The organism is Ensifer sp. B1-9, assembly GCF_050474445.1.
GTDB lineage: Bacteria > Pseudomonadota > Alphaproteobacteria > Rhizobiales > Rhizobiaceae > Ensifer.
In genome coordinates this window covers 1-14,103 of record NZ_JBCHVG010000020.1, presented here as the reverse complement: position 1 = coordinate 14,103, position 14,103 = coordinate 1, and the positions used below count along the sequence as shown (strand labels likewise).

Sequence of the window (14,103 nt, the reverse complement as noted above, 5' to 3'; positions counted from 1 at the left end):
CTGCGTCCGCTCTTCGGGCGTCGAATGTTCGTCGCAGCGGCAACGCTTCCAGCCGTTCGTCGTCCGCATGTGTCCGGGTGCGCCACACTTTTTGGCAGGTAACCCGCGATCTGAACTCGGCTAGGAGAAGGGACGGCCCGAAACCGCCCTCATAGAAGCCATCATATCCGCGGCGGCTCCGAGAACCTCTCTCGCCCCTATTACTAATGTGGTTAAGGAGGGCTTGACGTCATATCCCTAACGTGGTTATAGATAGGCTCTCTCCTTAAATTGGTTAAGGAGACCAGAAAGAGGCCACTCAAGATGACCACAACCACCACTGAAACCGCTCAGGTCTGCAAGGCGCTGGACGACATCGCTTCTGCGCTGGAGCGTGCGCTGGCCGGGATCACGACGCTTCGCTCGCTCTTCTCCCCGGATGATAAGAAGCAAGAATCGGACTTCGATCCTAAAGACCCTCGGAACAAGTATGAAATCGGAGGGCTCATGAAGCTGACGGATCGCGGCATTGAGATTTGCTATCGCCTCTTTGATGCGGGCAAGACGCGGTATGCAGTGAAAGAGCTTATGGACATTAGCTTCGGGGCTGCTGACCACCGCTTCAAGGCATGGGAAAAGGCGGGCGGCGTTAATCGCGAAAAGATGCCACTGGATTAAACCCTGTGGCTCCCGAGGCGATAGCTGCGCCCAGACGAAGCGCAGCTATCTAGTCCCTCGAATTATTCCGTATCGAAGCCGTCGGGCCGCTTCCTCGGCGGCGGCATGTCCTTCAAAACCTCCGCGGCCTCGGGCTGGTAGTCCCGGTTCTTCATGATCCGCTCGATGTGGTCGGCGGGCATCCCGATACTGGCGAGGTCTTCGACGATCCGCACCTCGTCGGCGGCTGGATCATACCAGAGGTAGCCGCGCAGGGTTTCGCGGCCGAGGGTCCATGCTGGCCGTGGTGGCTGCGCCCGTTCCTCGAGCGTGCAATGCTCGTCGCAGCGGCAACGCTTCCAGCCGTCGGACGTCCGCATGTGTCCAGGTCGGCCGCATTCTTCGCAGGTAACCCGCGATCTGAACTCGGCAAGCAGCAGGGATGGCCGGAAACCGTCCTCGTAGAAGCCGTCGTATCCGGCGTCGATCTTCATGAAGCCCAAGTCCTGCCTGACGGACAGAATGCGGAAGCGGCTCATCTCCGCAAGGTTGCGGACCGAGGCGATGTCGTCCAGCAGGCGGCCGACGATCCCGGCCCAGCCCTCCCCGCACTCCACGCGGGCGGATTCCGGGAATAGGGACGGATGGGCTGCTTTGATCTCGGCAAAGGTAGTCATGGTTCCCTCGTAGACGTGAGCGGGATTTCAACGATCATCGATCGGTCGAACTGGGTGTTCTCGTATCGGCGGTTCCCGATGTAACCGCCTTCGATGTAGCCGAGCGGATTGCAGACGACACGGGTGTGCGTTCCTGGCACCACGTAATCGAAGCTCGAGTGCGTGTGTCCATGCACCCATAGCTCGGGCTGGAAATCCGCGATCTCGGCCGACAGGTCCGACACGAAGGCGGGCGTCAGCGGATCGGTGGCGTATTCCGGGCTGACCGACAGGGGATGCGGCGCGGTGTGCGTCACCACGACGGTAGGGCCATCATGTGGGACCGCAAGGGCAGCCCGCAGCCATTCGCGGCTCTCGGCGTGGAATGCCTTGGTCTGCGTCGGCCGGAAACGGTAGAACTTGCCGTCCTTGGTGGTCTGAACGACCTTGTAATCATTCATCACCTCGAAGGCCGTGACCATAGCGGCCGATGGATCACCGAACAGCTCGAAGTCCGTCCACAGGGTCGCACCGAGAAACCGGACGCCCTTGATGACGACGGCTTCGTTTTCGAGGAAATGGATGTGCGGATACCTGCTTCGCTCATGCATCCCTTCCGCCATGCTCTCCTCGTAGACCTCGCCATAGTGTTCGTGGTTTCCGGCCACGAAGACGACCTCCCGCTCTGGAAACAGATCATCTAGCCACCAAAGGCTGTGAGCTACGGGCGAGGAAATGTCGCCCGCGACTATAATGACATCGACATCATTCGGGACCTCGAGTTCGAAATCGAGCACCCGATTATATTTTAGATGCAGGTCCGAGAAGACGGCGGCTTTCAGGGTGCCCATCTTAGTATCCCAAGAAGCCGATGACATCGCCGCCGCAATATTCGCCGGCGTCGTCGGGAGTGGCAATCAAGTCGCCTGTTTCAGTGTCTACGAGGGCGTGATCCGCCTCGCGAACGTGGGCGGCGATCTCATGGCGTTTGCACTCGGCAAAGGCCTCGGCCGCCGTCACGTTCGCCTCAACGGCTTCCCAATAGCGCATCGGTGATCTCCTAATATCGACCTGTTACGTCTTCCCAGGTGATCGCAAGGAAGTCGAATTGCTCGAGGTCCTTGATGATCTTCTCCTTGAGGGCATCGCTGATCTCGCCCCGGATAAACCATTGGGGACCGTTCTCGCCGTCGCTATCGTAGCGCTGGAAGCCGTTGTCTTTGAGAACGAGGCCGATCAGCGCCATGTCGGCGTCCGAGTATTCGATCCAGCGGCCATCATACAGCTTGCAGGCGGATGCGAAGTAGTCGCCCTCGCGGGTCCAGAAGGTCTGGAACATGATCGCCTTGTGGGCTGCGCCAACATGGGCATCCATCCAGTCGGCCTTAATAGGCTTCGAGATGGGGAACGCGTGCCAGAGGGTGAACGCAAGGCGTGTCTTTGCCCTCCTGATCAGGTCGGCGGCTTCCTCGATCTCCGAACCGGCGGCACGGAACTGCTCGGCCCAAAACGGCGGCTCGTCCGCTTCACCGGGAAAGCGTTCGCGGGCTGCGTAATCGAGGTCAATCCGCTGCTTGCGGGCTTCCGAGAAGTCGAGCTCGTTCAGGCTCTCCAACAGGTCGGTCAACTGATCCTCTGCGCACGGCTGCTCACCTTCGACCTCGCGGATAAGGGCGGCGACATCGACCTGGTGTGCCTTGGGCCGCTCATCATCGAGCGAGGGAAACTGAACGACGTTGCTCATGTCGGCTCCTAGTGCTTGCGGAAGACGTCGTGGCGCTCGCCGCCAGCACGAAGGAAGGCCAAACCTTCCTCGATCGGCATCCGCGTCTCAACGACGGTGTTCGCGATTGCATCTTCGATCTCGGCCGCGCACTCGGCCAAACGGGCAGCTTCGCGGGCGGCCTGGCGGTCGATGTAGTGCTGACGGATGGCTTCTTTCGCTTCCTTGCTCATGAAGGCTCCTTTGTCGAAATCCGATCTTCGCAAATGACGGTCCTCGCCCCTTCCTCATGCCCGCCTCGAGCAATATGGAAGGCGGCGGCGACAAGTCCGATCACGAGCAGGCTTGCGGCGGTCTGGTTCGAGCTACGGGACATGCTCACTCCTTGGGCGCGGCGTCGTTCATGAAGCGGACGGCGGCGACGGCCCGCTGGATGATTTCGAGATCGACATCAAGGGCGCTTTCCAGCAGCAGACGCTCGATGGTTTCCGGGTCGATGTTCGCATGTGCTGCGACAGCTTCCACGGAATACGGGTTTTCCTCGAGCAGCTGCGCCAACTCGCCAGATGCAAGAAACTTTGCCCGCACAAGCTCGCGGGGCTGGTCCTCGGTCACGAAGCGAGCGAGGTGATCGAATTCGATGAACTGCATATCCTCATCCTCCGGCACGGCTCGCCTCCTGCGTGTCATTGATCCAGCGGACGGCTTCGAGCGCCTTCTGGATGGTGTCGAGATCAACCGACAGGCAGTCGTCCTTGATCCGCTGGATGGCATCTGGGTCGATATTCGCCTGCACGGCGATGGCCTCGGCCGGATACGGGCATACCTGGAGCGCGATTTCGAAGGCCGTGGCTGCATTGAACTTCGCCTTGGCAAGCTCGCGGGGACGCTCGGCCACCGGAAAGCGGGCAAGGGGATCGAACTGCGGGAACGGCATGGATTTCTCGGGCATCATCGCACTCCGTTTTCACTCACTTCTTTATAGGACCCAATGGGTTACTACGTCAATGAATTACTATTGAATCTCAACGGTTTCCTTAATTATTTGTCGCTCGAAATCCGGGCAATTTTAATTAGCCTCGGCCCTAGTCCCCGCCCTCTCTTTCCGTGCCGTGAACGCAAGAGGATCGAAGCGTGAAACCTCGGAAAGATGTTTCCGAAAACGGGCACAATTGTTCCGGATTCGGCAGAACAGATTGAGGCGACGGCATAGAAAAGGCGGCCTCGCGAGCCGCCTTCCGTTGTCGATGAAAAGCCGGATCAGAGGTCGAGCTTCTTGGGCTTGATCTTCGCGGGCTGCTGTTCGGCAGGCTTGGGATCGGCCTCGATCGCTCCGGTCTTGTTCGCCTCGTCGATCGCTGGCTTGTCGCCTTTGTCGATCGGAGCCGCGGTGGTCTGGTTCTCCGTTGATGGTGCGGTCCCGAGGACGGCGTCCAGTTCTTCCCGCTCCTTCGCAGCCAGAACAGCCGCTTCCCGCTTGTCTTTGGCTGTTTCACGCCATTGCTTTTCCTTGTCGGCTCTCGCCATATCTTTGGATGCGTTGAAGGCCTGCGTCGGCGTCATGCCTTTCCACCGCTCTTCTTCCTCGATGGCATGAGCTACTTCCGCTTCGAACGGCTCGCACTCCTTGAAGCGCTCATCCTTCGTGCGGGGATTGATGCGCTTATCAATACAGGCGGCAAGCTGCTCGTCACCATCTGCCATTTGGTCGGCCGTTTCCTCGGCCTTAACCTGCGCCTCGATCTCCGCAATCTCTGCCTGAAACTCCCCGCATTTCAAATGGCGAATGCCCGCATGAAGGAGGTCGCCGTTCTTTGCTCGTTCAAGGCACTCGGCCTTGGTCGCGTCGGAAGCCTCGGCCTCTGCCTTCGCCTTAGCCGCGATCACATCGGGGTCAACAAGGTTGGCGATCGCGGGAATGGCCTTGGACGCGGGCATACCCATTTCAACGGCCTTGGCCACGCGTTCCATAACATCGACGTCAACGCGACCCCATACGCGGCCGTTCTCGTCGCGCAATTCGCGTTTGCCGTCCCACTCGGGGTAAGCGGCCATCGGTCCGCGACGTCCGATAGCGCGGTAGCTGTCCGCACGCGACATTCCAAGGCGGGCGAACTCGTCCGCCTTGGCGGCTTGGGTCGGTGTTACCTTGCCCCATGACTGGTTTGTGTTGTCGAACAGCTCGACCGTGGCTTCCTCAAGCTGGCTGGCCTGCGTGGTTTCGACGGCAGCCGTGGTGGTGGCGTCGGTCGCGACAACCGGACCAGCCGCCATTTCAGCTTCGGCCGCTGCATCCTGTGCTTCACGCTCGGGAGCCGCTGCGAGCCATGCCGTCATCTGTTCTGGCGTTGGCTTCGCCTCCGGGACAGGGCCGACATTAGGAACAGGGAAACGCGCAGCCCATTCGGCTTTCTCGGCTTCCTCCCTCTGCTTCTTGGTTTTGGCCGTCTGGTTCGATCCCTGACGGATCGGCTTGCCGTCTACGCGGCCCTCGAGCTTGTCGCCATTACGGGGCCGCGCCTGGCTGTTTCCGCCGCCCTTCATGGCCTCACCAAGGAGGGTCGCCCCGAGGCCGATACCGAGACGGATCAGGTCATCGTTGGCAGCTGCGGGGCCGACAACCGAGGTCGAAATAAGCAGGGCTGCGATGGTCGTGGTGATGGTCTTCTTCATGATCACATTTCCCTGCCGGATGATTGGGATTTACGGGCTACAGGCTGTGCCGCCGCCCTCCATGACTGCGACGAGCCCATAGCGGAGAAGATTTGCTGCGACCTTGCGGCGGCCTCCTGCTTGAGGGTTCTCGCGGCTGCCGCCTCCGCCCTGAGGCCCTTCTCCACCGTGTTTTCCGGCGTGACTTCGGCTGTGCCACCGCCACCCGAGGCGACGGTCACCTTCCCGTCGGCGCTGATGTCACCGAGGCGGGTCATCTTGCCTTCAGGAGCCTTGGCCGTCCCGGCCGCGCCGCCACCTGACGCTGCGCCAGGAGCGCTGATCGTGATGCCATAGGCTGACTGGTTGATGCCTTCGGCCCCGATGGCGCTGGCTGCGAGTTCCGCATCGCCCTTCATTGCGTCATCCCCTGCTCTACGGACTTGGTCTTCGAATTGCCGCCCTGGGGCGGCGTGACGGATCGGAAGGATGCTGCCAGTTCCGAAGTCACCCTGGACTTCGCGGGCATCATGGCTTCTATCTCGCGACCACGCTCCATCCAACGCTGTTGCGTTCGGGCAAGCGGTTCCTTCTTGAACGAGCCGTTATCCAGCCGCTGGCAGAAGAAGCCGTTTTGGACGGAATACGTGGCATCGCCCTGGCGGAGGGTGAACTTGGGATCGGTCGCCATCATGTTGATCGCGATCAGGGCGTTCGCGTTGAGCTGTGCGAGGTGCGCGATCTCATGACGCTTCGCCCGTTCGAAGGACATCTCCGTCTTCGAGCCGTCATAGTCCGTGTAGACGACATTGCCGCCCTTCGTCATTTCGTAGCTGGCAACGATCTCCTTGCCGCTGAGGGTGAAGGCCTTGCGCTCGACGGAAACACCTGCTCCCTGCTTCATCAACTCGTCGGAGGCCAGCTTCGGCTTGGCATCGCGGTCCTCGAGACGAACAATCCGGCTCTCGCTCGTCAGCTTGGGAGCCGTCGTGGCCTGTGCGGCGGCCTTGGGCGGCGTGGTAGAAAAGTCCGGACGGCGGGCCTTCATGAAGGAAGGGGCCGACGGCTGCTCGGTCGATTGAGCGGCGACAGCGGGCTTGCCCTGAGCTGCCGGAATAGACGGCGCGGCGTCAGTTCCGAGGATTTGGCGCTGCGTGTCGGACATTCCGCTCATGCCCGCGAAAACGTCGGTAGCCTGTCCGGCGGCCTTCGGCTTCTCGGAGGTTTCGGCCTGCCCGACGGTGCGGAAGGATGCGGCCATTTCCTTGATGCTGACGACGTTCGACTGGTCAGGCTGCTTGGCGATCTCGCTCACCTTCACCGAGGTAGACGAAGACGGAGACCAGGGCGCGCCGAAAATCCGGCGCTGGATTTCCATGTCAGCGTGCAGTTCGGAGAACAGCGGGTCTTGGTTCGGAAAACCGTTCTCGATCTCTTCCACGAGCTGCAAGGTCTTCTGGAAGTCGTCCATCTCCTTGTTGGCAAGGATCGCCTTGGTCTGCTCGGCCGTCAGCGTCGGACGTTCGTCGCCCGTGCCGATCCCGTGGACCGAGCGCATATGATCGTCGGCAAATTGCTCGAAGACTTCATCTAGTTGGGCGTCGGAGACGGGCGCGGAAGCGGATTGCGCGGCTGCCTGATCCTCGCGGATTCCCGCTGCGTCGAACGCTACACTACGGCAGGAAAACTGCTGACTGGTGCCATCCAGCTCCGTCTTGATGAAGTAATCCATATTTTCAGCAAGGCTGTAGCTGGAGCCGTTGTGTTCGATCGGGCCACCCTTTTCACGAAGGGTGGCGATCAGCTCCGCTCCATGCAGCTGTTCGTAGGAAGCAACTTCGACTGCAACGTCCCATTCGGCGTTGTCGCGCTCTTCATTCCGCTGATCAGCCAGCCAATGGGAATCGATAGTCCTCTCTGGATTGTTGGCATCCCAACGCTCCCATTCCCCCCCACGATCAGGATGGGATTCGTGGTTTTCTTGAAAAACCTCGTCGCCCTGCAAGGTATAGGTGTTCCAGCCCTGAATGACTTCCGGGTGTTCGCCCTTCGCTTTAAGCTCTCTCAAAGCGGCGACAATCTCTTCGCGGCTTTCGTAGGAGACGCCGCTTTCCATCGCCTCATAAAAGCGTTCGTCTTCCGGCGAGCCACCGTTGATATACCATTGCGGGGTGTTTTCGAGCGTCATTTGGTGGGAATAGTCGCGCGTGGCAGCCTTCCAGTCTTCCACGGAGACATGGGCGGGACGCTCTTCGCCAGCGTCGATCATTTGGTAGAGGGATTTGGTTGCAACCTGCTCGGCTTCGGCGGCCCCGAGTTGCTTAGCAAGCTCAACGGCGGGCGCGACAATGTCCTCGATCGCGCCATAGTGGCGACCTCTGTAATCCACAATTGCCTGATGACCGAGGCTCTCCCTGATAAACACGTCACCATATTCTTCGCCGTCCGGCATACTGATCGTAAGAACGCTAAGGTCCGTTTCGAACAGGGCGTTCATGATTTTGGCTTTGTCAGTGCTGCCGTGTAATTTCGGTTCCTGACCACCATTACTGACGCAGATGATGAGTTCCGAGGAAAGAGCTTCATCGACAACACGTTCGGCAATCTGGCGAGCCTGCGCGGACTTGTCTTGGGACATGATAGTTTCTCCTGCTACGCAATACGGGGAATAGGGATGATGGACTTATCGGAGCCGTCATCCTGAACTGTCCGCCGTCATGGCGTGGGGAGTAAGTAGCCTCAGCATCGAGGACTTCATTTGGGGCCGTCGGCCGAGCGGTCGGCGGCATTGTCTGAAAACGGGCGGCTCAGGACGAGCCGATCCCGTGACCCTGATTGGCCTGCTGGGCCTTCGCCCTGTTGGCTTTGGCTTCCCACTGGTGGACTTCTTCGGCGGGCATCGCGCTCAATTCCTTGCCGTTGCGGTCGGACTTAATGAGCTTGTCATCGCGCAGGGTGTATTGGTTGCCGTTGGGGTCCACGATGGGTTTGAAGTTGCCCGCTGCCTGGCGCTCGCGGAGTGCTTCCACGACGGTCTGGCCTTCACGGGGTTTGGTTCCAGCTGCCTTGAACTCGGTCGCCAAATCCTGCTTGGTTTGATGGTAGGACTTGCTGGCAATGTCGAACTGGCGCTGGTTATCGAAACCCATGCGCTCTCCAAACTGTTCCTTCCCCATCCGCTCGAAGGCGTCCATGCGACCGCGAACGCGGGCCGCAAAATCGCTTTCGCGCTGAAGGTACTCTGGACTTTGATGAGGAAAGCGGCCCTCACGTTCCTGCGCTTGCGGCTCCTGCTGGCGGGGCTGCTCTTGCGATACCTGGTTGCCGTTCTGCTGACTGGGATTGCCCTGTTCCTGTGCCTTTGAGGTCCACCCCTCGCGACGTTCGCGCTCTGACTTGCTTTCCTGCGGAACAGTATGAGCGTATTTGTCGGCATGAGCCTCGGCCTGCTGAATATCCGACTGCTGGGACTGGCCACCGAGGAATGCAGTGCCTTTCATTTCCAGTGTATGATTCAAGCTTCCGCGCCTCACTGCAGCCGACTGCTGATGTTCGATTTGCTGCTCGTGTTCGTTGTTGCGCTGGGCGTCGTTGTCGAAGCGGCCGACCACAATAGGCATTCTCATCTGTCTGAACTCCCTTGATTGTTCCGCAATTCGTAGTGGAGGGATCGGAAGAAGCAGCTAACGCATACGGTGAACAAATGTTTGCGTTCTGGCTGCCTAAGGCGGGTCTTTCTGCTCTCCTGAGAGACACGTTTTTTCGCCCTATAATATATAGCCCAATGGGTCCGTATGTAAACAAAATAATGCTTTAAAATCAGATATTTCGCCAAAAGATCAGATGTTAAAACCGCTCTTACGCGGGCAGTAAAATTGGACGTATTCGGGTGTGAATTTGTTAATCGTATTTCGACCTTCCGCCCACGCCATTTGGCCCTATTCCCGAGCATTGAAAAGGGGGCCGCAAAGCCCCCTCTCTTGTCGTCTAGGTGATACCGCTGATCAGGCGGCAATATCGAGATCGATGATGTCCATCCGATCGCCGCCTGCCCGCTGGATGATGGCGAATGCCATGCCCGAGCCGACAAGAAGTTCGTCCGTGTCGATCTTGGGCCGCATTTGCAGCGAGCCGATGAAGCTCTGGCGGTTCTGGTCTTCCTCGCGCATCATCATTTGTTGCAAGTTTTGGCTCGCCCCTCCATCCCCGGTGTCAACCGTACCATTGCCGACGGGATTTGAAGCCGCTTCCCATACGGCCCCGATGTGGGCAGCCGAATAGGGTTCCTCCTGATATGTCAGGGCTTCGAAGTGGGTCGGAAACAAGCCCTGAAACCCACCGACGGAAATGGTCGGCTGGCCGCCATTGCCGATCTCGAGTTGGCGAATGGCCTGTGTCGCGTAGAACTTCGGTTCGTATTCCCAACCTCGGGCAACTTCGCCTGCCAGCTGCTTCACATATTGCAGCGTCTCGGTTTCCTCCGTTTTCAGGACGATCTTCGAGCGCAGCAGGTTCATCAGGTTGCTTGTGGCATCCTTTCCGATGGCCTGATTTAGCGCGGCGACCGACTGGGTAGCTGCCACCATGAACACCCCGGTTTCGCGGGCGATGTTCCAGAAAGTGGTGTCGGTGTCAGGGCCGACCGTGGCGAGCATCTGGAACTCGTCGGCTACGAGAGCGCACGAGGTGTTCCGGCATCCTTCCGGGTTCGTCTGCAGGCGGCGCTTAGCCAGGATGTACAGGCGGGTCTTGAGCCAGCAGTTCACGACCTTGCCTGCCATGCCGTGCTCCGTTTCCCCGATGGCAACAAACAAAATGCCGCCCTTCAAAGCGTGGTCCACGTCCACTGTCATCTCGGGATCGAATGCCCCAGAGCAGAACCGCATGGAAACGTCAGGAGCGCCAGACAGCTTGCCGAGAACGGAGGACACGTTCGCGATGATCGAACCCTTCGTGATGTCACCAAGCTTGAAGTGGGAATTCTCCAACCACTCTTTCGATTCCCTTGCCGAAAGAAGGATTGCCTGCTCTTCCGGTGAGAAGTAGCCGTCGGGTTCGGCGTCGATGAATTCACCGATCAGTTCGAATGCACCCTTCATAGATGGCTCTTCAGACGCCAAGCGGGCAATACCGATCAAGGAATACGGAGCGTGACCACGGCGGAGCTTCCATTCCTCGAGCGTCGGCTTATGGACATGGAGAGCGCGGGCAACGGCGGCGGAGTGCATTAGCAGGAGCGATGCAGATTCCGGCCAGAAGCTGTCCTCTCTCTCTCCGTTGATCTGTCCCGCCACGGCCTTGAACGTCGTGGAGATTTCGAGCGGCGTCATGCCTTGGCAGAGGTCAAGACCAGACTGACCCTCTGCCGTGCCGAGGATCGCGATGTCTTTTTTGCGATGGGCGACCACGGGTGCGAGTGTTTTCCAAAGGGTGCCTTTGCCGTCGGTGATGTAGGCACCGATGCGATGCCCCTCGCCCCAAGCGGCATTCATCAGGCGCTCGAACAGCGGCCGGATCACAAGGCGGGTCTTACCCGATCCCGTGCCACCGAGGATCAAGGTATGCTGTCGGATGCTTTCGCCGTCGTAGCAAACGATGGTGCCGCGATCTGGCGCTTCCATGTCACCGCGTCCACGGATCAGGCCCGTGGCCTCGCCAACTGGGATGATCGGCTGGTCCTTGAGGCGGTGGCAGGCGTTTTCCACCTCGCGGCAATAGGCCTTATACTGGTTTTGGCGGGTGAGAATGTTCGACTTCCAGAACACCTCGGAATCTCGGGTCGCCACACGATAGCTGGCCGAAGCCGTCTCCCAAGCGCTATTCATGGCCGCCGCGAAGGCGAAAAACCAGAACAACGGGAAGGCGAGGAACAGCAAGCCAGTCGTGATCGACAGCTGCATGACGAACAGAATGCGCTCGAGGAAGGTCAGAAGACCCCACGCGAGGACAGGCACGATAGCGCCGTTGTCCCAAGCCCACGACGGGAACGGGGTCCTGCCTGCGAAGAGGCCCATTATCCCCTGGCCGCTGTCGATTGCGTAGAGATACATCGGCAAGCCTGCGATGATGAAGGTGAGCGCGAGCGCGTGGATACCGGAGCGGACCAACGCCTGCCCCACGACTTCATCGGTAATTTTCGCCTTCGCCAGCTCGGCCACGCGACGGCCATTAAGCAAGCGTCCGTCCCAAACGAGCTCGTGGCGAACATCGTCGGGAATGTCCTCCCAAGCCGTCGGAAAACGGTCGCGGGGATATTCATCTTCGGCATAGGCCAGCAGATCGCCGCGCAGCAGCGGGTCGCCGTGGCGGGAAAAGAAGAGGTCCGAACGGCGGACGAGCCATGCTGCCAGCTTGTTCACGATCCGATCGAGGAACAGGGCGCGGGCAATGATCGTGAGAACGAAATTCAGCACCCGGCGAACGGTCGTGAAGACCATTTGGATAGGGTATGCAAAGGCAAAGATGACCAACGTGAGAACGGTCTTGACCATCGTTCTACTCCTTCGGCTTGAGGGCGTTGATGTATTCGACGGCCATGCTGTCCCATCGCCCGTTGTCGCGGGTCTGGTCGCTGCAAGCCTTCACGGCGGGGCCGACGAACGTAGCGCACTGGCCGCTGCGAACGATAGCAAAGGCCCACTTGGCTTCGACATAGGCCACGATGATGATGTCCCTGCCCTCTTCCGGAACGGCGACAACACCGTTTCGGAGTTCGGACGCCTTGTCGTCGAACACTTTTGCCGGGCGCGTGATACGAGGTTGGACTTTCAGGGGGCCGACATGCTCCCACCCATCGACGTTCGTGCCGTATTTGGCGCTATCCGCGCCGACGGCGACGATCAGTGCCTCGTAGTCCGCGAGAGAAAGGCTTTCGGGAGTAGGGGCATAATCTCCGAGCCAAGCGATCTCGGGGCCACTCTTGAGGCCGCCGCCAATGTCGAAGTAGTCGTCAGGCTCAAAGGTAAGGGCTGCCGCGAGGGGACGCTGTAGTGCGCCGAAGATATTCGGTCCCCAGACCTCGCCTTGCTTGAACGTCAGCCACAGCAAGACCAGAAACACCAGCCAGAGCCACAGCATAAAGGCCCGCAGGTTCTCGAAGATGTATTCCAGGCGGCCGACCAGCACATGCCCGCGCGTGGCAATTTGGGCCACATCCCACCGGGGATTGATGCCACCCGGATATTCCTCGGGCTGCTGCACCTGGCTGTCTGTCGCCGCGGGCGTTATTGCTTCGGCCGTCGCGCCATCGAGTGCCGGGACATCCCCGGCTGGCAGTAGATTTCGTTCGTGTTTAGTCATCCGTCTATGCTCCCTGCGATCTCTGCCCGCAAAGCCTGTTCGTTCTGATTGATGAGCTGTCGGATGACTTCCGAAACCGATGCTGTCTGCATCGTTCCCCGCATCATGCGGGCGGCGGCAACTTGCTTTAGGAGGCGGGCTTGATCGGGCTTCAAAACAAGGCTTGTCGTCATTGTTTGCTTCCCGTTGGTAAGTTGTTACCCCGCCAACATAGGGACCCAATGGGCTACTTTGGAAGTAGCTCAATCCCCACGATGCCACAAGAGCCCGAACGCAGTTATTCGGTCCTTAACGGGGTCGGGCGGCCTTGATTCAAAGTGAAACAATCGTAAAGAGCGCTGGGATTTCAGAGATTTCGCGTGCTGTCGCATGCACAGTCGTCTGGGCGACTTGCCGGAATTCCCGAACACCAATAGATGACAATCATTCCATAACGACAACGAGAACTTGCCGTGACTGACAGCAGCGTTGAAGAGTTCCTCAAGAACAAGGAAAAGCAGTCCAAGGAGCCTGAGAAAGGGCCTGGTGCTGTAGCGATCATAACCACTCTGATCGTGCTCGGGGCGCTCGGCTACGGCGGAACCAAACTCTACGGCGCGATCCGCGAGCGTCAGATCGCAGCCGAGAAGAAACGGCAAGACGAGATTGCCGCCTATTGGGCCGCGCAAGAGGCCAAGCAACAAAAGATCGCGGACGAGAAACGTCAGCAGATCAAAAACGCAGATCGGGAAACGCTTCGGAAGCTGGTCGATTCCTGCAAGGACCAGCTGATGGACATCCGATCGAAGAGCGCGTTCGCCAGCAACTTTCCCTACTATTCGCCCACCGAACTCGAGAAGTTCGCAGGCATGGGAACCGCCCTCAACATGCCGTTGGGTGGGTATCCAAGCGCGGCTCTCGACAACTACGACTTCGATGCGACGGCGTGGAACCTCGACCGCATCAGCAACAAGGAATATCCGATCACAACGATCTCCTTCGTTGTCGAAGGAGCGGAGGATGGCTTCTCGGTCCGGCAATATGCAGCCGTCTTCAGCTGCGAGCTGGATGGCCTCAAGGCCAATAAGCCGGAACGCACGAAGGTCTACTATCTGGATTGAGCCGCGAACATTGTGAGTAAATCTCAGGGCCGCTTGC

At 59.3% G+C, this 14,103-nt stretch carries 15 protein-coding genes; 2 read left to right on the top strand and 13 right to left on the bottom strand.

The genetic code is table 11. The annotated features are described in order from the left end of the window. The first annotated feature begins 303 nt into the window (after nucleotides 1–303). The gene (locus ACQ5BM_RS29820; RefSeq protein WP_429819068.1) at nucleotides 304–657 is read left to right on the top strand and encodes a hypothetical protein; all 354 of its coding nucleotides are present in this window, start codon (nucleotides 304–306) and stop codon (nucleotides 655–657) included. 62 nt (nucleotides 658–719) lie between these two features. Here the strand turns inward: ACQ5BM_RS29820 and ACQ5BM_RS29815 are convergent, their stop codons facing one another. From ACQ5BM_RS29815 to ACQ5BM_RS29755, 13 genes are all read right to left on the bottom strand, one after another. Then, nucleotides 720–1,313 carry a hypothetical protein gene (locus ACQ5BM_RS29815; protein WP_429819066.1) on the bottom strand — a complete coding sequence of 198 codons (594 nt, stop codon included), beginning with the start codon at nucleotides 1,311–1,313 and terminating at the stop codon, nucleotides 720–722. Further along, on the bottom strand, nucleotides 1,310–2,143 hold the full coding sequence (locus ACQ5BM_RS29810; RefSeq protein WP_429819064.1) for a metallophosphoesterase: 834 nt from the start codon (nucleotides 2,141–2,143) through the stop codon (nucleotides 1,310–1,312). Before ACQ5BM_RS29810 ends, ACQ5BM_RS29815 begins: the two co-directional genes overlap by 4 nt. A gap of 1 nt (nucleotide 2,144) precedes the next feature. Further along, nucleotides 2,145–2,342, bottom strand: a complete 198-nt coding sequence (locus ACQ5BM_RS29805) for a hypothetical protein (protein ID WP_429819061.1) — start codon at nucleotides 2,340–2,342, stop codon at nucleotides 2,145–2,147. A 10-nt stretch (nucleotides 2,343–2,352) separates the two neighbouring features. After that, nucleotides 2,353–3,036, bottom strand: a complete 684-nt coding sequence (locus ACQ5BM_RS29800; protein ID WP_429819059.1) for a hypothetical protein — start codon at nucleotides 3,034–3,036, stop codon at nucleotides 2,353–2,355. Between the two features lie 8 nt (nucleotides 3,037–3,044). Further along, nucleotides 3,045–3,248 (bottom strand): hypothetical protein, encoded by a 204-nt coding sequence (locus ACQ5BM_RS29795; RefSeq protein WP_429819057.1) that lies wholly within the window; start codon nucleotides 3,246–3,248, stop codon nucleotides 3,045–3,047. Between the two features lie 145 nt (nucleotides 3,249–3,393). Beyond that, nucleotides 3,394–3,666 (bottom strand): hypothetical protein, encoded by a 273-nt coding sequence (locus ACQ5BM_RS29790; RefSeq protein WP_429819055.1) that lies wholly within the window; start codon nucleotides 3,664–3,666, stop codon nucleotides 3,394–3,396. A gap of 4 nt (nucleotides 3,667–3,670) precedes the next feature. Then, nucleotides 3,671–3,970, bottom strand: a complete 300-nt coding sequence (locus tag ACQ5BM_RS29785) for a hypothetical protein (protein ID WP_429819053.1) — start codon at nucleotides 3,968–3,970, stop codon at nucleotides 3,671–3,673. A gap of 305 nt (nucleotides 3,971–4,275) precedes the next feature. Then, a complete protein-coding gene (locus ACQ5BM_RS29780; protein ID WP_429819051.1) occupies nucleotides 4,276–5,688 on the bottom strand; it encodes a hypothetical protein in 1,413 nt (470 codons plus the stop codon). A 2-nt stretch (nucleotides 5,689–5,690) separates the two neighbouring features. Then, the gene (locus ACQ5BM_RS29775; protein WP_429819049.1) at nucleotides 5,691–6,086 is read right to left on the bottom strand and encodes a hypothetical protein; all 396 of its coding nucleotides are present in this window, start codon (nucleotides 6,084–6,086) and stop codon (nucleotides 5,691–5,693) included. Continuing rightward, nucleotides 6,083–8,305 carry a hypothetical protein gene (locus ACQ5BM_RS29770; protein ID WP_429819047.1) on the bottom strand — a complete coding sequence of 741 codons (2,223 nt, stop codon included), beginning with the start codon at nucleotides 8,303–8,305 and terminating at the stop codon, nucleotides 6,083–6,085. Before ACQ5BM_RS29770 ends, ACQ5BM_RS29775 begins: the two co-directional genes overlap by 4 nt. Before the next feature lie 169 nt (nucleotides 8,306–8,474). Beyond that, on the bottom strand, nucleotides 8,475–9,293 hold the full coding sequence (locus tag ACQ5BM_RS29765; protein WP_429819045.1) for a hypothetical protein: 819 nt from the start codon (nucleotides 9,291–9,293) through the stop codon (nucleotides 8,475–8,477). A gap of 378 nt (nucleotides 9,294–9,671) precedes the next feature. After that, the gene (locus ACQ5BM_RS29760; RefSeq protein ID WP_429819043.1) at nucleotides 9,672–12,158 is read right to left on the bottom strand and encodes a type IV secretory system conjugative DNA transfer family protein; all 2,487 of its coding nucleotides are present in this window, start codon (nucleotides 12,156–12,158) and stop codon (nucleotides 9,672–9,674) included. Between the two features lie 4 nt (nucleotides 12,159–12,162). Continuing rightward, nucleotides 12,163–12,966, bottom strand: coding sequence for a hypothetical protein (locus ACQ5BM_RS29755; RefSeq protein ID WP_429819041.1), 804 nt, complete (start codon nucleotides 12,964–12,966; stop codon nucleotides 12,163–12,165). Between the two features lie 452 nt (nucleotides 12,967–13,418). Here ACQ5BM_RS29755 and ACQ5BM_RS29750 point away from each other — a divergent pair, with 452 nt between their 5' ends. Next, on the top strand, nucleotides 13,419–14,066 hold the full coding sequence (locus ACQ5BM_RS29750; RefSeq protein ID WP_429819039.1) for a hypothetical protein: 648 nt from the start codon (nucleotides 13,419–13,421) through the stop codon (nucleotides 14,064–14,066). Nucleotides 14,067–14,103: the final 37 nt, after the last annotated feature.